19 protein-coding genes, 1 tRNA gene and 1 pseudogene are annotated in these 18,619 nt (G+C 42.9%); 10 read left to right on the top strand and 11 right to left on the bottom strand.

Features of this window, described 5'->3' with window-relative positions:
* Together RDN93_RS12650 and RDN93_RS12645 are read right to left on the bottom strand one after the other, a co-directional pair.
* Positions 1 to 380 (bottom strand): annotated as a pseudogene (locus RDN93_RS12650) (rhamnogalacturonan acetylesterase); the annotation flags it as partial.
* A 129-nt stretch (positions 381 to 509) separates the two neighbouring features.
* Entirely contained in the window at positions 510 to 1,649 is a 1,140-nt protein-coding gene (locus tag RDN93_RS12645) for a glycoside hydrolase family 88 protein (protein WP_008775427.1), read from the bottom strand.
* A 244-nt stretch (positions 1,650 to 1,893) separates the two neighbouring features.
* On the opposite strand from RDN93_RS12645, the gene RDN93_RS12640 reads away from it, so the two are divergent.
* Genes RDN93_RS12640 through rhaM form a run of 3 tightly spaced genes read left to right on the top strand, consistent with a single transcriptional unit; the run spans position 1,894 to position 5,482 of the window.
* Positions 1,894 to 3,735: a rhamnogalacturonan lyase gene (locus tag RDN93_RS12640; protein ID WP_308745870.1), complete on the top strand. Its 1,842-nt coding sequence runs from the start codon at positions 1,894 to 1,896 to the stop codon at positions 3,733 to 3,735.
* A gap of 3 nt (positions 3,736 to 3,738) precedes the next feature.
* Positions 3,739 to 5,148: a glycoside hydrolase family 105 protein gene (locus RDN93_RS12635; RefSeq protein ID WP_151923280.1), complete on the top strand. Its 1,410-nt coding sequence runs from the start codon at positions 3,739 to 3,741 to the stop codon at positions 5,146 to 5,148.
* A 19-nt stretch (positions 5,149 to 5,167) separates the two neighbouring features.
* Positions 5,168 to 5,482 (top strand): L-rhamnose mutarotase, encoded by a 315-nt coding sequence (rhaM, locus tag RDN93_RS12630; protein WP_308745869.1) that lies wholly within the window; start codon positions 5,168 to 5,170, stop codon positions 5,480 to 5,482.
* A gap of 216 nt (positions 5,483 to 5,698) precedes the next feature.
* Here rhaM and RDN93_RS12625 read toward each other — a convergent pair.
* A tRNA-Thr gene (locus tag RDN93_RS12625) sits at positions 5,699 to 5,772 on the bottom strand.
* A 102-nt stretch (positions 5,773 to 5,874) separates the two neighbouring features.
* Between RDN93_RS12625 and RDN93_RS12620 the strand changes: the two genes are divergently transcribed.
* Positions 5,875 to 6,477, top strand: a complete 603-nt coding sequence (locus tag RDN93_RS12620; RefSeq protein ID WP_308745868.1) for a TlpA family protein disulfide reductase — start codon at positions 5,875 to 5,877, stop codon at positions 6,475 to 6,477.
* Between the two features lie 132 nt (positions 6,478 to 6,609).
* On the opposite strand, the gene RDN93_RS12615 is transcribed toward RDN93_RS12620, so the two are convergent.
* Positions 6,610 to 7,341, bottom strand: coding sequence for a class I SAM-dependent methyltransferase (locus RDN93_RS12615; RefSeq protein ID WP_308745867.1), 732 nt, complete (start codon positions 7,339 to 7,341; stop codon positions 6,610 to 6,612).
* 98 nt (positions 7,342 to 7,439) lie between these two features.
* On the opposite strand from RDN93_RS12615, the gene RDN93_RS12610 reads away from it, so the two are divergent.
* Positions 7,440 to 7,625, top strand: coding sequence for a hypothetical protein (locus RDN93_RS12610; RefSeq protein ID WP_022136515.1), 186 nt, complete (start codon positions 7,440 to 7,442; stop codon positions 7,623 to 7,625).
* Positions 7,626 to 7,630: 5 nt separating this feature from the next.
* Entirely contained in the window at positions 7,631 to 8,110 is a 480-nt protein-coding gene (locus RDN93_RS12605; RefSeq protein ID WP_308745866.1) for a DUF3592 domain-containing protein, read from the top strand.
* A 99-nt stretch (positions 8,111 to 8,209) separates the two neighbouring features.
* Here RDN93_RS12605 and RDN93_RS12600 read toward each other — a convergent pair whose 3' ends face one another.
* From RDN93_RS12600 to RDN93_RS12575, 6 genes are all read right to left on the bottom strand, one after another.
* Positions 8,210 to 8,587, bottom strand: coding sequence for a VOC family protein (locus RDN93_RS12600; RefSeq protein WP_308745865.1), 378 nt, complete (start codon positions 8,585 to 8,587; stop codon positions 8,210 to 8,212).
* A gap of 14 nt (positions 8,588 to 8,601) precedes the next feature.
* The gene (locus tag RDN93_RS12595) at positions 8,602 to 9,747 is read right to left on the bottom strand and encodes a DUF4468 domain-containing protein (protein WP_308745864.1); all 1,146 of its coding nucleotides are present in this window, start codon (positions 9,745 to 9,747) and stop codon (positions 8,602 to 8,604) included.
* Positions 9,748 to 9,760: 13 nt separating this feature from the next.
* Entirely contained in the window at positions 9,761 to 10,492 is a 732-nt protein-coding gene (locus RDN93_RS12590; RefSeq protein WP_308745863.1) for an MBL fold metallo-hydrolase, read from the bottom strand.
* A 67-nt stretch (positions 10,493 to 10,559) separates the two neighbouring features.
* Complete coding sequence (pdxH, locus tag RDN93_RS12585) at positions 10,560 to 11,204, bottom strand: pyridoxamine 5'-phosphate oxidase (protein WP_308745862.1); 645 nt, start codon at positions 11,202 to 11,204, stop codon at positions 10,560 to 10,562.
* Positions 11,205 to 11,235: 31 nt separating this feature from the next.
* Positions 11,236 to 11,940 (bottom strand): pirin family protein, encoded by a 705-nt coding sequence (locus RDN93_RS12580; protein ID WP_308745861.1) that lies wholly within the window; start codon positions 11,938 to 11,940, stop codon positions 11,236 to 11,238.
* Positions 11,941 to 12,000: 60 nt separating this feature from the next.
* Positions 12,001 to 13,002 (bottom strand): 2-hydroxyacid dehydrogenase, encoded by a 1,002-nt coding sequence (locus RDN93_RS12575; protein ID WP_308745860.1) that lies wholly within the window; start codon positions 13,000 to 13,002, stop codon positions 12,001 to 12,003.
* Positions 13,003 to 13,213: 211 nt separating this feature from the next.
* Here RDN93_RS12575 and RDN93_RS12570 point away from each other — a divergent pair, with 211 nt between their 5' ends.
* On the top strand, positions 13,214 to 14,551 hold the full coding sequence (locus tag RDN93_RS12570; RefSeq protein WP_308745859.1) for an outer membrane beta-barrel protein: 1,338 nt from the start codon (positions 13,214 to 13,216) through the stop codon (positions 14,549 to 14,551).
* Between the two features lie 85 nt (positions 14,552 to 14,636).
* Here RDN93_RS12570 and RDN93_RS12565 read toward each other — a convergent pair whose 3' ends face one another.
* Positions 14,637 to 15,926: a DcaP family trimeric outer membrane transporter gene (locus RDN93_RS12565; protein ID WP_308745858.1), complete on the bottom strand. Its 1,290-nt coding sequence runs from the start codon at positions 15,924 to 15,926 to the stop codon at positions 14,637 to 14,639.
* Between the two features lie 163 nt (positions 15,927 to 16,089).
* Between RDN93_RS12565 and RDN93_RS12560 the strand changes: the two genes are divergently transcribed.
* From RDN93_RS12560 to queC, 3 genes are all read left to right on the top strand, one after another.
* Positions 16,090 to 16,596, top strand: a complete 507-nt coding sequence (locus tag RDN93_RS12560) for an RNA polymerase sigma factor (RefSeq protein ID WP_308745857.1) — start codon at positions 16,090 to 16,092, stop codon at positions 16,594 to 16,596.
* A 358-nt stretch (positions 16,597 to 16,954) separates the two neighbouring features.
* Positions 16,955 to 17,635: a queuosine precursor transporter gene (locus RDN93_RS12555; protein WP_308745856.1), complete on the top strand. Its 681-nt coding sequence runs from the start codon at positions 16,955 to 16,957 to the stop codon at positions 17,633 to 17,635.
* An 8-nt stretch (positions 17,636 to 17,643) separates the two neighbouring features.
* Positions 17,644 to 18,303, top strand: coding sequence for a 7-cyano-7-deazaguanine synthase QueC (gene queC / locus RDN93_RS12550; RefSeq protein WP_308745855.1), 660 nt, complete (start codon positions 17,644 to 17,646; stop codon positions 18,301 to 18,303).
* Positions 18,304 to 18,619: the final 316 nt, after the last annotated feature.

Below are 18,619 nucleotides of genomic sequence, written 5' to 3'. Positions count from 1 at the left end.
TTGATTACATCCGGCCATAAACGGTTATAGAAAGTACGGCTACTGGTTCCACCCAGTGCATGATTTTCTACAGTAATCCGGTTAGAGTCGAAATAATCGCCTGCATAATAGCCCCATCCCCATTGTCCGTTGTTGCCGTTTCCTAAAGTTCCGGTACGCATGGTAGAGTTACCTACCAGGAACAGAACAGGGTTGTCACCTTTCCGGCTCGAACCGGCTTCCGGTCGCGAGGTACGTGCTTTATTCAGGCTGTCCAGCGTGTTGTCAATTACCTGATTGACATCTGCCATGGGAGCGGAAACTTTATTTTGTGCTTGCAGTTGCAAACTAAATGTAATGGCCATCAGCCAACATATATACGGGAATAATTTGTTTTTCATGAATCTGTTTTCTTTGAAATCCCTCACTGACCGGTGTCTAAACAGTCAGTGAGGGAACTAGCTACTAACTAACCTCTAACTAAACCTAATGAATGATTATCTTTAAACCTAATGAAAAAACTGTGTATGTTATTTTAATTTATAAACTTCTGTTCCGGCAAGCAGGAAACAACCGACTCCGTAGTCTTCAAAGTCGGGCACACTCTTATAAGTAACCGGCTGTCCGTCTTTAGGCTCTTTGCCTGTTCCCTGCACATATCCCAGGAATCCGTTCGGGTGTACTGCATCTTTCACCATAGCGTTCCATGCTTTTAAAAGGACGGGAAGATATTCTTTGCGGTCGAGCAGTCCGTTACGGACTCCCCAAGCCATACCGTATACAAACAGCGCTGTTCCGGAAGTCTCTTTGCCTCCGAAGTTCGTCGGATCATGAAGACTCACATTCCAGAAACCATCTTCACGCTGACATTTTTTAAGTGCCTTGCTCATAGCGAGAAAATCATTTATATAATCCTGGCGATGTGTTTCATTAGTAGGGATTTCATCCAATACCCGTACAAGAGCTGCATATACCCAGCCATTTCCACGACTCCAGTAGCAATCTTCTCCATTCGGTTCTTTGTAAGGAGGATCAAAATCCTGATCGCGCCACCATAAGCAATCTTTAGGATTATACATTCCGGCTTCTCCGTGCACGTTACGAGTGTAAGAATACATATCCCACATCTTATCGTAGTATTTCTGTTCACCGGTCATTTTTCCAAACTTAGCGTAGATTGGCATTGCCATCTGGATAGCGTCAATCCACCACCAATCGTTCACCTGCGGAGTGTTGACTACCATATCGATACTTGCTTTTATATTCCGGATCATATTCGGATCGGACGGACACATATTATAAAGGTCGATATACGTTTGTCCGCAGCAATGGTCGTCTGCGTTACGGGTCGTATTGCCGTTTCTCATTCCCCATTTGTGGAAATCAGCCCAATCGTAGGCATACTTATAATAATCCTCACGAGGGTAAATGCCATACAGAGCCATTAATCCTTCATAATATACGCCTCTCGTCCATATATTGCTTGGACGAACTCTGCCATAGAAAGAAGGCAATGTGTAATCGGCATACTTTTTCATAAAGTAGTCGTTTACTTTTACGATAGTCTCTAAAGTCTCTTTTTGTGCAGGTAACTCTTGTGCCATGACCGGCTTTCCTGTCATAAGACAAAGAAGGGTTACTGTAAAGAATGAGAGTAGTGATTTCTTCATGGTGAAATAATTCTGTTTTATTAATTGGGTGTTCATTCTAATTTTCATTGGCAAAGATAAGGGACGCACTTTTCTTTTTCAATGGATTTCCGTTCAGATATATTCATTTTTGTTCACCAGGTAGTTATAATGCGGTTTAAAAGTGGGCTATATGATGATTTCTACATAGATCTGTACAATATTCTATTTTATAAGTAGGCTGTGCCGCTTACTTTTGTGTTGTAAATTGATTAACGATAAAACTATGAAATGCATAAGTGCTTTTTTAAGTCTGTGTCTGATAGCTGCTTTTGTAGTGGCGCAGCCGAACTATGACTTTTCGAAACTGAAACGCGAACATTTGGGACGCGGTGTAATTGCCATCAGAGAGAATCCATCTACTGTTGCCGTGTCTTGGCGTTATCTGTCCTCCGACCCGATGGACGAATCTTTTGATGTTTATAGAAACGGTGAAAAGGTAAACAAATATCCGATAAGAAATGCGACTTTCTTTCAGGATATATATAAAGGTACGGAATCCGTACTTTATACCGTCAAAGCTATCCAATCAAAAACGGAAAGCTGTTATCAATTGCCGTCCGATGCTCCGGCTGGTTATCTGAACATCCCGCTGAATCGTCCTGAAAACGGTACGACTCCGGCAGGGCAAAGTTATTTCTATGCTCCTAATGATGCCAGTATCGGCGATGTAGACGGTGACGGGGAATATGAGATTATCTTGAAATGGGATCCGTCGAACGCACACGATAATTCGCATGACGGTTACACCGGAGAGGTATATTTCGATTGTTATAAATTAAACGGGCAACATTTATGGCGCATTAATCTGGGACGTAATATACGTGCTGGTGCACACTACACCCAGTTTATGGTGTTTGACTTCGATGGTGACGGTAAAGCGGAAGTAGTAATGAAAACCGCCGACGGAACAGTGGACGGAAAAGGAAAAGTAATTGGAAATGCGCAAGCTGACTATCGGAATGAACAGGGACGTATTTTGACCGGACCGGAATATCTGACTGTCTTCAACGGACTGACAGGAGAAGCGATGCAAACGATTGATTATGTAACCGGAAGAGGAAACCTGATGGACTGGGGAGACAATCGTGGTAATCGTAGCGACCGCTTTTTGGCTTGCGTAGCCTATCTCGACGGTATCCATCCTAGTGTTGTGATGTGTCGTGGATATTATACCCGTACAGTATTGGCAGCATACGACTGGAATGGAAAGGAACTGAAAGAACGCTGGATTTTCGACAGTAACCATCTCGGTTGTGAAGACTATGCCGGACAAGGTAATCATAACCTTCGGGTAGGTGACGTAGACGGTGACGGATGCGATGAGATTATCTACGGCTCGTGTGCCATCGACCATAACGGCAAAGGGCTGTACACAACGAAGATGGGACATGGGGACGCGATTCATCTGACTCATTTCGACCCTTCTCGCAAAGGATTGCAAGTATGGGACTGTCACGAAAACAAGCGTGACGGAAGTACGTACAGAGATGCGGCAACCGGAGAAATACTTTTCCAGATAAAAGATAGTACAGATGTCGGGCGTTGCATGGCGGCTGATATTGACCCGACCCATCCGGGCGTTGAAATGTGGTCTCTTGCTTCCGGAGGAATAAGAAATATAAAAGGAGAAGTGGTGAAAGCCCGTGTCAGAGGATTGTCATGTAATATGGCTGTCTGGTGGGACGGTGATTTACTGCGCGAACTATTGGATAGAAACATAGTCAGCAAATATAATTGGAAGAAAGGAGTCTGTGAGCGTATAGCCATTTTCGAAGGAGCTCTTTCCAACAACGGAACGAAGGCAACACCTTGCCTGCAAGGAGATATTGTAGGCGACTGGCGGGAAGAAGTACTGTTGCGCACAGCCGATAATACCGCTTTGCGGCTTTATGTCTCTACCATTCCCACTGATTACCGCTTCCACACCTTTTTGGAGGATCCTGTTTATCGCATCAGTATCGCTACCCAGAACGTAGCCTACAACCAGCCGACACAACCGGGATTCTACTTTGGACCGGATTTGCAGGGAACCCTATTCAGAGGATGTAAAATACCTAAAAAATAAAATATGAATATTCGTATCATAGCCATTGCTTCGTTGCTGATAGCTTTGCCTGTCAGCGCGCAGAAAAAGAAAACTGTAGTGAATGACTCAAACACCCCTTTGCATTTATTGCAACCTGCTTATCAGGGCACGTATGGTGATTTGACACCGGAACAGGTAAAGAAAGAGGTAGACCGTGTATTTGCTTATATAGATAAGGAGACTCCCGCCCGTGTGGTAGACAAGAATACGGGTAAAGTGATTACCGACTATACAACGATGGGAGAGGAGGCACAACTGGAGCGTGGAGCTTTCCGTTTGGCAAGTTATGAATGGGGAGTGACCTACTCTGCCTTGATAGCGGCATCCGAAGCTACGGGCGACATACGCTATATGGATTATGTACAGAATCGTTTTCGTTTTCTGGCCGAAGTAGCACCGCATTTCAAGCGTGTTTATAAAGAAAAGGGGACAACGGACCCGCAGTTGCTTCAAATCCTCACTCCGCACGCACTGGATGATGCGGGAGCCGTATGCGCAGCGATGGTGAAAGTCCGTTTGAAAGATCCCTCGCTTCCTGTGGATGAACTGATACGTAATTATTTTGATTTCATCATAAATAAAGAGTATCGTCTGGCAGATGGAACTTTTGCACGCAACCGTCCGCAGCATAACACTCTTTGGCTGGATGATATGTTTATGGGTATTCCGGCAGTAGCACAAATGAGTTATTATGACAAGGAGCAAAAAGATAAATATCTGGCAGAAGCAGTGAGACAATTCCTGCAATTTGCCGACCGCATGTTTATCCCCGAAAAAGGACTGTATCGCCACGGTTGGGTGGAAAGCAGTAGCGATCATCCTGCTTTTTGTTGGGCGCGCGCCAACGGTTGGGCTATGCTGACGGCTTGCGAACTGCTCGACGTTCTACCGGAAGATTATCCTCAACGTGCGAAAGTGATGGATTATTTCCGGGCTCATGTACGTGGAGTGACAGCCTTGCAAAGCGGAGAGGGACTTTGGCACCAACTGCTCGACCGGAATGATTCTTACCTGGAAACTTCCGCTACTGCAATATATGTATACTGTCTGGCACACGCCATCAATAAAGGATGGATTGACGCCATTGCTTACGGACCGGTTGCTCATCTGGGATGGCATGCCGTAGCCGGCAAGATAAATGCGGAGGGGCAAGTGGAAGGCACCTGTGTCGGTACGGGAATGGCTTTCGACCCTGCTTTTTACTATTACCGTCCGGTCAATGTATATGCGGCTCATGGTTACGGACCGGTTCTTTGGGCAGGTGCGGAAATGATTCGCTTGTTGAAAAATCAATATCCGAAGATGAATGACAGTGCCGTTCAATACTACCAGGTGAAACAAAAGACGACAGCACCTATTTTTGCTATCGACACGGAAGAAAAGAAAGATTAACTTTAAATAGATTGAAACCATGAAACGAGAAGCATTTAAAATGTATTTGAAACCCGGCTGTGAAGCCGAATATGAAAAGAGACATGCCGCCATTTGGCCTGAACTGAAGGCATTGCTTTCCAAGAACGGTGTGTCGGATTACTCCATTTATTGGGACAAGGAGACGAATATCCTTTTCGCCTTCCAAAAGACGGAAGGGGACGCAGGTTCGCAGGACTTGGGCAATACGGAGATTGTACGGAAATGGTGGGATTATATGGCGGACATCATGGAAGTGAACCCGGACAATTCGCCGGTATCCATTCCTTTGCCGGAAGTGTTCCACATGGATTGATCGTTTTGTAATAGGTTAAATTGATTTTAGGGAAATACTTGTTTTTATTAAACAATTGGAATTACAATTCCCTATGCCTGGACATTTCGCTATCTTTGCATCGAAATATATCGGAATTTAGTTGAATATATCGTATTCCGTAGGCAGAAGTCTTGAGCATAAGGATTAAATAAAAAAGCTGTTTACCGTATTGATAAACAGCTTTTTTTATTAGTGAGCCTCTTGTCGGATTCGAACCAACGACCCCGAGATTACAAATCACGTGCTCTGGCCAACTGAGCTAAAGAGGCGTTATTTTCTTTTGCGGGTGCAAAGGTATGAATTTATTCTAAAAATGCAAATACGTCGCGCACTTTTTTTATATTTGTAGTCTCACTAATGATTATAAGAAGATGAAAAAGAGAATTACGAATGTGTGTGGAATGGCATTTTTAGCCATAAGTATATTGGCATGTTCCGGTCAGAAGAAGGGAACGGCGAGCGTTGAAACAGTATCGGATAGCGTGGAAGTGACTTCGGAAACGGTGATTGCCGAAGCGGATAGTACAGGATATATCGTTCGGGTAGGAGAGACGGCTCCCGATTTCACTATTACCTTGACCGATGGTAAACAGGTAAGCTTGTCTTCTCTTCGGGGGAAAGTGGTGATGTTGCAGTTTACAGCGAGTTGGTGTGGCGTATGTAGGAAAGAAATGCCATTTATTGAAAAAGATATTTGGCTGAAACATAAAGACAATGCTGATTTTGCATTGATTGGCATTGACCGTGACGAACCGCTTGATAAAGTGCTTGCTTTTGCCAAATCTACAGGAGTCACTTATCCGTTAGGATTAGATCCGGGAGCTGATATTTTCGCAAAATATGCCTTGCGTGAATCCGGCATAACAAGAAATGTGCTGATAGATAAAGAAGGGAAAATCGTAAAATTGACTCGTTTGTATAATGAGGAAGAGTTTGCTTCCCTTGTGCAGATGATTGATGAAATGCTGAAGTAATATACAGCTATTCTTTAGTGGTTTATACCATATAAAAATAGTGACGCTATCACATCAGGATGGCGTCACTATTTCTGTTATATAGCGTCACTATCCTTACTGCATACCGTCACTATATTCATCTTGGATTATTCAGGCGAGACTGAGCTTTGCCAAATAATCGTAGTGTTTGCCTTCTTTTACCAGTTCGGCTTTGAACCCACATTCGGACGCATATAAGCTAAGTGTCTGAAAATCGATATATAACCAATCGAATGTATCCCCTTTTACATCCTTATACTGCATCCGAAAATCAATTTCTCCGTAATAATCTCCGGCTAAATCAATGACTATGCTCCCGTCCTCTTCCTCGAAAAGATAACGAAGGTCGCTGGAGTCCATTAATATGCAGCCGCCGGGGCGAAGGAGGCGTTTCATCCGTTGAAAGAAACCGGGCATATTACTTAACTTTCCGATAATTCCCGAACCATTCATCAGCATCAGGATAGAATCGAACGTTTCAGTAAATGTTTCATCAAAGAGATTGACGAGACGGGCGTCATTGACTCCCCGTTGTTTCATGACCTCGACAGATAGCGGAGAAATATCAATGGCACATACGTCTTTTCCCACTTCCTGAAGTGCCAATACATGGCAACCGCTTCCTGCACCCACATCTAATATCCGCCCTGTAGCCATTTGTAGAGCGGTACGTTCTAGTATAGGCATGGATTGGGTATTGCGGAACAGTTCCTTGACAGGGATTTCATCTTCTTCGAATTGAGAAGAAAATACTCGTAAGCGGTCAGCTCTGCGATGATTGAAATAATCAGAAATAGCGGCTCCCATCGGATCCTTTTCTGTAGAAAGAGTTATTGTTGCCATTGACGGTTATATATTGTTTTAGTCGGCAAAGATAAATAAATCCGTAGAAAAGGATTATCTTTGCCGTTGTAAATGTGGATATTAATAATTTATATTATATGAGTATTGAAGAAGCAATAATGGGTGGAATCGTTTTTAAAGGTAAGAAAGATAAACCCAAAGAAGAGGAAAAAGTGAAAACGAAAGCGAAAAAAGCAACCTATATTCGTGGACAACACGGTTCGGGGGCTGCAAAGATGAAAGCGGATATCCGTAAAAAAAGAGCAAATCGACATAAAAAGTAAATATCGTGGTAATCAATATTATTATTTGCGTAGCGGCAATTATACTACTATTTAAGGGAATTACCTTGGTGTTAAGGACGGTGATGGTTTGGATGATGTTTGTTTCTATAATGAAGAATAGCGGAACGAAGATGCATGGAAGAGTTGTGGAGGTAGAGACTAAGACTTATGGCAGCGATGATGGTGCTATTACAGCGAATTGTCCTATAGTGGAGTATAAATCGGATGAAGAGAAAGAAATGCATCGCCGAATAGCCACATATGATTTTATCGTGGAAACGGCTAATTATTCTCAGAAGTTATATTCTCAAAAGACACCTCACGTAGGAGATAAAGTAACAGTTATATGCAATCCGAAGACTCCGGATAATATTTTAGCATTTTCCACTATGCCTCTTACAAGATTATTATGTAAACTGTTTGTTCCCGGATGTATTTATGTAGCAGCAAGTGTTTTAGGCATCTGTTATGTATTTGTTAAATGACTGATAAGAGAGTGAAACACTTTCTTTAAATAAATTCCCCCTGTCATAGCTATATGGCAGGGGGAATATTATAATTAGGGCAATTTAACGCGCCTCCAGTCACTTCTGTGGAAGTATCTCAATCCAATAATCGTCCGGGTCGTTAATGAAATAAAGCCCCATGGCAGTATTTTCAAAACATACGCAATTCATTTCCTTGTGATAAGCCCTGACTGCATCGTAATCACCGGCTACACGAAAGCAGAGATGGCTTTCATTCTCGCCCAGTTCATACGGAGCGGTATGATCTTTCAGCCAGGTCAATTCCAGAAGAAAGCCTGTCTCGCTGTCTGTCAGATAGACTAACGTGAACGAACCGTCGGAAGTTTCTTTCCGGTGATGTTCTTTCAAGCCGAGCGCTTTCTCATAGAAAGCAATGCTCCGCTCCAGGTTGGTTACATTGATATTGAAATGGTCAAATTTACTTTTTATTTCCATTGTTGCAATTTTCCTTATTGTTTCATTAAGAGTTTCACAATCTCTCCGACATATGTGCGCGGTTGTCCGGCTTGCGGGGCAGTTTGTGAAGGCAGTTTCTTACATTCGATAACAGCCGAAGGAGTTGTTTGGTTCGGAGCATAGAGTTTCAGAGTATAACTATCCGCTTTTTCTATGGCATCATAAGACTGCTCGGGTGAAAGCGTGCAGTAAGCCACAGCCTTGCCCGACTGATAACCCAGCGCACCACCGGCATTGGCAGTCATATTTGTCATGTTGAACTCATCCTTTCCGATACTGATAACTAATTTTCCGCTTCCCATCAACGCGTATACTTCGCCCGGAATCTGTTTCAAATTAACTTCTGTATAGCCCGGCATATCTGCTGAAGCCTTGCCTACGGGAGTAGCAGGAGTAAGAGTTGCGGCAGGAACAGTATTTTGGACAGGTTCTCCTGTCGTCACTTTAATGTCAGTCTTCGCATCTGCACCACCAATGACGATCGGGCCTGCGGCTGCAACGATTGACGGAGCCTTTTGCTCTTCTTCCTTCTTCTTTTTCTCTGCTCTTGGGCGAGTATCCGGTGCTCCGAAAGCTACGGCTACATCCATAAATATATCATCAGCGAAATCTACCGTTTTTCTACGCCATTTAGCCAATCCGCGCACCAATTTAGTCTTTGCTTTATTCAGCGCATATTTGTCGGTAATCCATTCTTCCGCTTTATATTTTTCAGTATCACGGTAGGTGAAGCGTATCTTTTCCAGTTCTACCAAGCAATTGCCGGGTTTGCAAGTAACCGTAATCTGGTAATTGATTAATGTACGGTCCAAAGACAATGCGCTGGAACTAAACACAATCCATTCTTCTCCCACGCCGGCAATCGTACCTTTGGCTTCGTCGGAAAAGACGATGCGGCTGTCGACGTTCTTATTTTCTTTCAGGCGTTCGTCCATCCACTTCATTATCGTATCGTAGATTTGTGCCTGGCTCATTCCGGGAATTTGGAATTCCTTGGAGAATACTACTTTACCATCTACTTCGGGAACAGCCCCTACAAGATATCTGGTATCGTCTTTTTTATCTTTTGCAGAATTTGCCTTCATTGCCATCGGCAATGCGAGGAACAGGGTAAGAAACAGAATCGTAAACTTATTCATAATTATAATGTGTTTATTTGGTAATCTCAAAACTTTCGCCCCGACGGGTGATGCTGATAAAACGGCATCCTGCATTTTCGGCAAAACTTTGAAGCGCGTTGCCGCCTTCATAATCTTCACTGAAGTGCATGGGCACAAATATAGTAGTTTTTATTTGTTCGATGAACTGTTTTGCCCCTTTCATGTAATCTTTTCCCATTCTCCGATCCACCGGAAATAGTACTAAATCAATGTTCGGCGCTTTTTCTTTTAAATATTTAACTTCTGCAAGGAAATCGCCGTTGGCTTTTCGTATCTCTGCTTCGGTGGATTCTTCACTCCAATGCCAGTTGTTCAGGTCGCCGGCATGGAAGATACTCCAATCTTGCAGATGAATCAGGAACGAACTGCCGACATCCGTCGAGCCGAACGCGTCAATACGGATTGTATCATCTTCGTACGTTTCTCCTTTCTTAATATAGAAAGCGTCTTCAGCTTTGGCGCGGTGTGATTTCAGAATATCTTTGGAGAAAACATATTGAATGTCGGAACGTTGTTCTTTCCACGTCAATATATCACGGTTGAAGTGATCGGGGTGGAAGTGAGTAGCCAATACATACAGTTTACCCGGCCTTTGCAGCAGATAATCATGTACGATTCCCCGGTTATGTTCGGATTCGGAAGAATCTTTGTAGTAATCAATGATAACGGTCACACCTTCCGCTTCGATGGCGAAACCGCTGTGATAGATATAATCCAGTGTCATAAGCTGAATGTTTTATAGTTGCAATATTACGTATTCTAGTTGGACTTGCCAAGAAAAATCGACGAAATCAGGGAGCAAGGCGACTGATTTTCCATTCACCATCCGGTTGCAGGGTATATAAGAAGCGGTCGTGCAGACGGTTGGGGCGTCCCTGCCAAAACTCGATTCTTGTAGGTGTAACCGCATATCCGCCCCAGTTGGCAGGTCTTTCCACATTTTTCCCTATCCACCGGGCTGCTTCTCTGACGAAAGCACGCATCAACTGCATCCTGCTTTTGATGGGCTGGCTTTGCGGAGAGATTCGTGCGCCGATTCTGCTTTTGTAAGGACGCACACGGAAATATTCGTCCGATTCTTCCGGATCGACTTTGGCTGCCGTCCCTTCTATGTGCACTTGTCTCTCGAGTGCGTGCCACACAAAAGAAAGGGAAATGTACGGATTCTGTGCCAACTGTCTTCCTTTGCGGCTTTCGTAATTTGTGTAAAAGACAAACTTTCCGTCATGGAGCCCTTTTAGTAACACAGTGCGTGTGGATGGCTTTCCTTCGGGAGAGACAGTGCCCACGATGACAGCGGTCGGCTCGTCTGCTTCTGCGTCAATCGCTTCCTGCAGCCAGCGGCTGAAAAGCGAAAGCGGGTCACCGGGAAGTTCATTTTCCCGCAACCCGCTTTTGGTATATTCCTGTCGAATATCAGCTAGATTTATTTTCATCTACAAACTGTAACTTCTAATTAATAATCTCTCACATCGGTACTTCTATCAACAGAATATGTGAGTCCTTCAATGTTTCCAGTTCAAAACTGTTGGTTTCGTAAATACCCATTCCGTCACGGCGTTTCATCACTTCGCCTTCTACTACAATTTCCCCTTCGATAAGGAATATATATACGCCTGCATGACTTTGGTGCATGTGGTATCCCAACTTCTTTCCGGCTTCTACCTTGCCGATAGAGAACCAAGTGTCTTGCAAGAGGGACGCAGGTGTACTGCCATCGGGCGATACGATTATCGCCAGCTCATTCGGACGTTCCAGTCCGCTGATGTCGAAGTCCTGATAAACGGGACGTGTGTTCCGTTCTCTCGGCATAATCCATATTTGCAGAAATTCCACCGGTTCTACGGGACTTGCGTTCATTTCGCTATGGAAGATTCCTGTTCCGGCGCTCATTGTCTGAATTTCTCCGACAGTAATAATCCGGCTGTTCTTCTTGCTGTCTCCATGTTGCAGATGTCCTTTCAAGGGAATCGAAACGATTTCCATATTCTTGTGAGGATGCGTCTGGAATCCTTCTCCGGGTGCAACCTTGTCATCATTCAATACACGGAGAGCGCCGAAATTGATACGGTTGGAATCGAAGTATTCATCGAAGCTGAAAGTGTGGTAACTATCCAGCCAATCGTATTGGGAGTGTCCCCTTGTATCTGCTTTATGTATAACTTTCTTCATAATTCTCTCTTTTTTCTTATTGTTTATATGTCTTGTAAACAAAGCGAGGGGATAAAAGTTTTATCTCTTCACTTCATTTAGCAAAGGCTTGCGATTGATAAAATCTTTTATATTCTGCAAAGTTGTCTGGGCGATATTCTCCAATGCTTCACGTGTGAAGAAGGCTTGGTGGGAGGTGACAATAACATTGTTGAATGAGAGCAGACGTGCCAGCACATCATCGTCGATAATGCGGTCGGACTGGTCTTCGTAGAAGTATTCGCTTTCTTCCTCATATACGTCCAGACCTGCGGAACCGATTTTCTTGTTTTTTAATCCTTCAATCAGTGCATTGGTATGAATCAACTGTCCGCGGCCGGTATTGATAATCATCACTCCGTCCTTCATCTTGCTGATGGAGTAGTCGTTGATAAGATACTTCGTCTCTTCGGTGAGCGGGCAGTGCAATGAAATAATGTCCGAATTATGATATAATTCATCTAATGAGGTATAGACAATCTGTTCTTCCCGTGCGAAGTTATGATCGGGGTAGAGGTCATATGCCAGCACATTCATGCCGAAACCTCTTAGGATATGAATAAGGATTTTCGCTATTTTTCCTGTGCCGATAATACCTGCTGTCTTTCCGTGCATATCGAATCCCATCAAGCCATGAAGGGAAAAATTGCCGTCCTTGGTACGCCAGGAAGCACGGGGAATCTTGCGGTTTAACGACAGCATAAGCGCCACCGTATATTCGGCAGTCGCATAGGGTGAGTAGGCCGGTACACGTACGACGGTAATTCCGGCAGCGGCAGCCGCATCCAAATCCACATTGTTGAATCCGGCACATCGGAGAGCCAGCAGTTTTACTCCGTTGGCAGCCATAATACGGATTACTTCTGCGTCGGCAGTATCATTTACGAAGATACATACGCCATCTACGCCTTGCGTCAGTAGTGCATTGTTCTTGTTCAGATTTCCTTTGTAATAACGTATCTCAAATCCGAACTCTTTGTTTTTATCATTGAAAGAAGCCTCGTCATAAGGCTTTGTGCCAAAAAATGCAATAGTATAGGCCATAATATGATTATATAGTTTATTATACTATGAAAACGTAAAAACAGGTGTATTTGTTTGCTTTCTATCTGATGGTAAATATAGATTGTTTCATTAGAAACAGTTTGATTTTTCAATTAAAATGAGTGGGTAAATGAAAATAAGTGCACAAACGTGTGTCTCGTGTGCAATAATATTGTATCTTTGCGCCCGAAATAATTTAAAAAAGATTTAGATGAGAAAAATTTCCTTGATTGGATTTGTAATGCTAATCGTTTCAATTCCAACTTTTGCCGGAGGTCTTCTGACAAATACTAATCAACACGCTGCTTTTCTTCGTATGCTATCTCGTGGTGCTACTTTTGAAATTGATGGTGCTTTATCTAATCCTGCCGGTTTAGCTTTTTTGCCGAATGACGGTTTCCATATGGGATTGAGCATTCAGAGTGCTTTTCAGACGAGAAATATTGATGCTAGCTTTATGAGATATACTATGGATGGGGCGACACCATCCACTGAATCTTTTGCTAAGTATTATAAAGGAAAAGCGGCTGCACCGATTATTCCCAGCGTGTTTGCTGCATATAAAAAAGGTGACTGGACTATTTCCGGCTTTTTTGCCATCACTGGTGGAGGTGGAAAGGCTTCATTTGATGATGGACTACCTATGTTTGAGTCATTGGCTATGGCGGGTATATTTAAGGCAACTTCCAAAGAGGGTACTCCAGTGTCTCCTAATATGTTGGATATTAACAGTGCGATGGATGGTAAACAGTATATTTATTCCGTACAATTAGGCTTGTCTTACAAAATTAATGATTGGCTTTCTGTATTTGGTGGTGGCCGTATGAATTATTTTACGGGTGGTTATGAAGGTTATTTGGATGCCAAACTGAAAGAAAATTATGGTGGTAAGAATTTGATGAATTTAGCGCTGGATTGCGATCAAACCGGTTGGGGATTAACTCCGGTTGTCGGCGTGGATGCTAAGTTCGGTAAATTTAACTTCGGTGCAAAATATGAATTCAAGACTAATCTGAATATCGAAAATAATACGAAAAAAAATACCGATGAAAATGGTACATTAGCTGCTTTCAAGCACGGTGTGAATACTCCTAACGACATTCCTTCTATGCTTTCAGTTGCAGCTGCTTATGAGATTTTGCCAGTGTTGCGTGCTTCTGTAGAATACCATTTTTATGATGATAAGAAAGCGGGTATGGCTGGTGACAAGCAGAAGTTTCTGACAAAGGGAACAAACGAATATTTGATGGGTATTGAATGGGATATAGTCAAGCGGTTGACTTTGAGTTGTGGTGGCCAGATTACGGATTATGGATTATCCGACAACTTCCAAAGCGATACAAGTTTCTCTTGTGACTCTTATTCATTAGGGGTTGGTGCGAAAGTAATATTGAGTGATAGAGCAGCTTTGAATGTAGGATATATGTGGACTAACTACGACGATTATACGAAGACTTCGCAAAACTATAATAGTACGGGATTGTCTGGTACTAATGTGTATAGCCGTACTAATAAAGTGTTTGGTCTTAGCATTGATTACAGATTTTGATTACGCATAATCATTACAATTTTCTATAGCAGAAGCCGTCTCAAACAACTGTTTTGTGGCGGCTTCAACCTTTTTACCAATTAATTTAGAAAGAATACTGTACCAGCATATTCAACCTGTTTGCATGACTTGTTGAAGAATTGAAATCGCTACGCCATCCTCTCAAATACTCGACACCCACTTGCAGATTACTACTTACATTCCAAAAAGCATTAGCTACAAGATACTGTCCTTTACGATAAGACTCCGGGTTTTCACTTGGATACCCATTTTCAGAATAAAGTCTGGACAAACTATACGTACCCGATACGAAGAAATTCGGGCAAATATTATACTGTAATCCGGCATACCATCCCAACATCGGGAGAACCTGCATCTTTCCTTCATCATCAGGATCGGGAACAATATCCACATTCAGATTACTTAAATCATTTAGATAAGAACCGATCCCCTTACCATAATTAAACTGCCCGTAAGCCTGTAACTTCTTTGTTATATTAAACGTTGTAGATGCTTGCAGACCGAATCCTGTAGTAGAATATGCTTTATCATATACATTGCTTGAATAAGTCATACTACGTACAATAGCACCTAATTTAATATGACTATTACTGTTCCAGTTATATTGTGCGGAAGCGGCGAAGTCCGGCATCCGTTGGGTGTTGATAGAAACATCACTGTTGGTCGTTCCGTCTACCGAAGGCATTTCCACAGCTACCCCGAATTTCCAGTTTTTCAACTTATCGCACATATAACTTAATTGTGTGGTACGGTAAAAGGCCGAACCGTTAGGGCCTGCAAAGTCGATAGTAGGCGGAAGAGCAGAAAGATCCATGAACGAACCATAGCTGTATCCGATGGTGAAACCGAGGAATTGCGCATAAGCATTTTGTAATTCAAAGGTCTTCCCGTCTCCGCGGAAGTTACCGGCAGTGTAAACAACAAAATCGCCGAGATGCTTCGTACGTCCTACCAGTTTAAGGAATAGGGTAGAAGTGGTGATGTCCATCTGGAATTGATTTTTGGCAAAATTTCCTTTTCCCGGTTGACCGATTAATGCCGGATAGAAATCCACGTTGTCAACAATCCCATTGAAGTCATACTCCGCTGTTGCGCGGACATATCCGCCGATGCCTAAAGCAAACTTACCCTTTTGGTCAGTGAGCAGAAAGCGGGGAGTGTTCGGGTCGTGGAAACGCATCTGCGAACGGTCGTTCATGATGCGGATAATTTCGTCTCCTGCCTTATCCCGGGAGACGAACATGATAGAATTGGGTTCCTCATCTTCGATGATTACTTTCTTTTGTGCATGAGCACAGAGGGGAAAGATTCCCATCCCCAGTAGCATAGCTACCATTTTGAAACTTGTTTTCATTATCAGTTAAGTTTTAGGTGAATGCCCAATGAACAACTAAAAAAAGAAATGGTTGAGAGGGCCAAAGGAAAAATTGCCAAACTAATCGGAAAAATTGCTATTTATAATGATTCTAAAAAAGTGGATCTTTGTATCGTACTAATTAGATAAAGGAAATACGACGATGGGAAAAGTAGAATTTACTCAAGGAATATTAGACATACAGCCGGATTTGCACCGCTTCGCCTATAAGTTGACGGCAAACCGTGATTCTGCCAATGATTTGGTTCAGGACTGTGTGCTGCATGCATTGGATAACCATGAAAAATTTACGTATAGCAAGAATCTGAAAGGGTGGATGTACACCCTCATGCGTAATATTTTCGTCAATAATTACCGCCGCACAGTTCGCGAAATGAATATTATGGACGATACATATTCTGTCAATCAGCAATCTATGATTGAAGATGACGATGCCGACAGATTTGAGTTTACCTATGATATGAAGCATTTATACCGTGTGATACATTCGATACCGGAAGAAATGAAAGTACCCTTCCAGATGTTTGTAGCCGGATTCAAGTATAGAGAAATTGCCGAGAAGTTAGGACTGCCGATGGGGACGGTGAAGAGCCGTTTGTTTTTCATCCGTAAACGGTTGAAAGAGGAATTGAAAGATTTCTCATCCTGACGCATACTTCTGGTTGATTGAGTGATGTGTTTTAAGGTCAAAGTTGAAAGCTTTCCTGCCAGTGTCTATGGCAGGAAAGGTTCATTTCGCTTTATCCATGGCCTATCATACCAGAATCCATCAATAGAACTTCTCCCGTGGAAGACAGTATGGCATCCAGATGTTTGATGTAATTTCGCCATCTGTACTTCTATGTGTTTCTGCCCGTCTTCACTTTGATAGATGATGATATTGCTTTTATTTTCTTTTGCTTTTTCATAGTTTTCCTATACCTTTGCAGCACAAAAGAATAAAAAAGATATTTGATGCCGTGAATAGCGGTCGTGTATTCTAGAACACCACGTAAAAAACAGGAATTATGAAAGAGAAAGTATCTGTACCCTTTATGCTGCTGGGCATTCTTTTTAATGTGTGCCTCATTGCAGCCAATCTTCTTGAAACGAAAGTAATCCAGATCGGTAGTCTGACCGTAACCGCCGGATTATTGGTTTTTCCTATTTCTTATATTATCAATGATTGTATCGCCGAAGTTTGGGGATTCAAGAAAGCGCGCCTTATCATTTGGAGCGGTTTTGCGATGAACTTCTTTGTTGTAGCCCTCGGGCTGATAGCAGTTGCCATTCCGGCTGCTCCTTTTTGGGAAGGCGAAGAACATTTTGATTTCGTATTCGGTATGGCGCCCCGTATCGTGGCTGCCAGTCTGATGGCATTCTTGGTCGGTTCGTTTCTCAATGCATATGTGATGAGTAAGATGAAAGTAGCCAGCCAGGGACGTAACTTTTCCGCCCGTGCCATTTGGTCGACTGTTGTAGGAGAGACTGCCGATTCATTGATTTTCTTCCCGGTAGCTTTTGGAGGGATTATCGCCTGGAAAGAACTGCTCATTATGATGGGAATCCAAATCGTACTGAAATCCATGTACGAAGTGATGATTCTTCCGGTGACTATCCGCGTGGTGAAAGCCATCAAGAAAATAGACGGTAGTGATGTCTATGATACTGATATTTCTTACAACGTACTGAAAATCAAAGATATTTAAGATAGATTATGAATCGAGAAGCAGCATTGGTTGTGTTCAGTGGCGGACAGGATTCCACCACTTGCCTGTATTGGGCAAAACGCAACTTTAAAAAAGTATATGCCTTAAGTTTTCTGTATGGTCAGAAACATCAGAAAGAAGTGGAACTTGCCCGGGAGATAGCCCGTAAGGCGGAAGTGGAGTTTGATGTGATGGATGTATCCTTCATCGGGCAACTGGGACGTAACTCCCTGACTGACGCTACAATGGTGATGGACCAAGAGAAACCCGCAGATAGCGCTCCCAATACATTTGTCCCGGGACGTAACCTGTTTTTTCTAAGTATTGCGGCAGTATATGCCCGCGAACGCGGTATCAATCACTTGATAACAGGAGTTTCACAAACAGATTTCAGTGGTTATCCCGATTGCCGCGATGCATTTATCAAGTCCCTCAACGTGACATTGAACCTGGCTATGGATGAACAATTCGTAATCCATACCCCTCTGATGTGGATTGATAAGGCAGAGACATGGGCTTTGGCAGACGAGCTGGGAGTATTGGAACTGATTCGCACCGAGACTTTGACATGCTATAATGGTGTTCAAGGGGATGGTTGCGGGCATTGTCCGGCTTGTACACTGCGTCGGGAAGGACTGGAAAAGTATTTAAAAAGTAAAAATCAATAATCAATAATCTCTCTACATAGAGATTAAAAATGCATTTTTTGCTGTCATCTGTCACACTTTTGTTATTAAGCATTTGATTATAAGATAAATAATTTGTGACAGCAAGTGGTGACAGCAACTGAACCTGACATTTTGCCGTCACATCTACTGTCACCGGTAAGTTCTAATGAATAGAATGCTAGTAGCTTCTGTCCGGAATGTATCGGCTTAATCTAGTTTCAATAGCTTGAAACTGTTGTTTCATCGGTGAGAAACTAAAGTTTCAACGGTAGGAAACTAAAGTTTCTATTGCTTGAAACTATTTGTTCCAAGGCGT

The sequence above is a fragment of the uncultured Bacteroides sp. genome, assembly GCF_902491285.1.
Classification (GTDB): domain Bacteria; phylum Bacteroidota; class Bacteroidia; order Bacteroidales; family Bacteroidaceae; genus Bacteroides.
The sequence above is the reverse complement of the archived record's forward strand: the minus strand, read 5'-3'. Positions and strand labels throughout refer to the sequence as shown.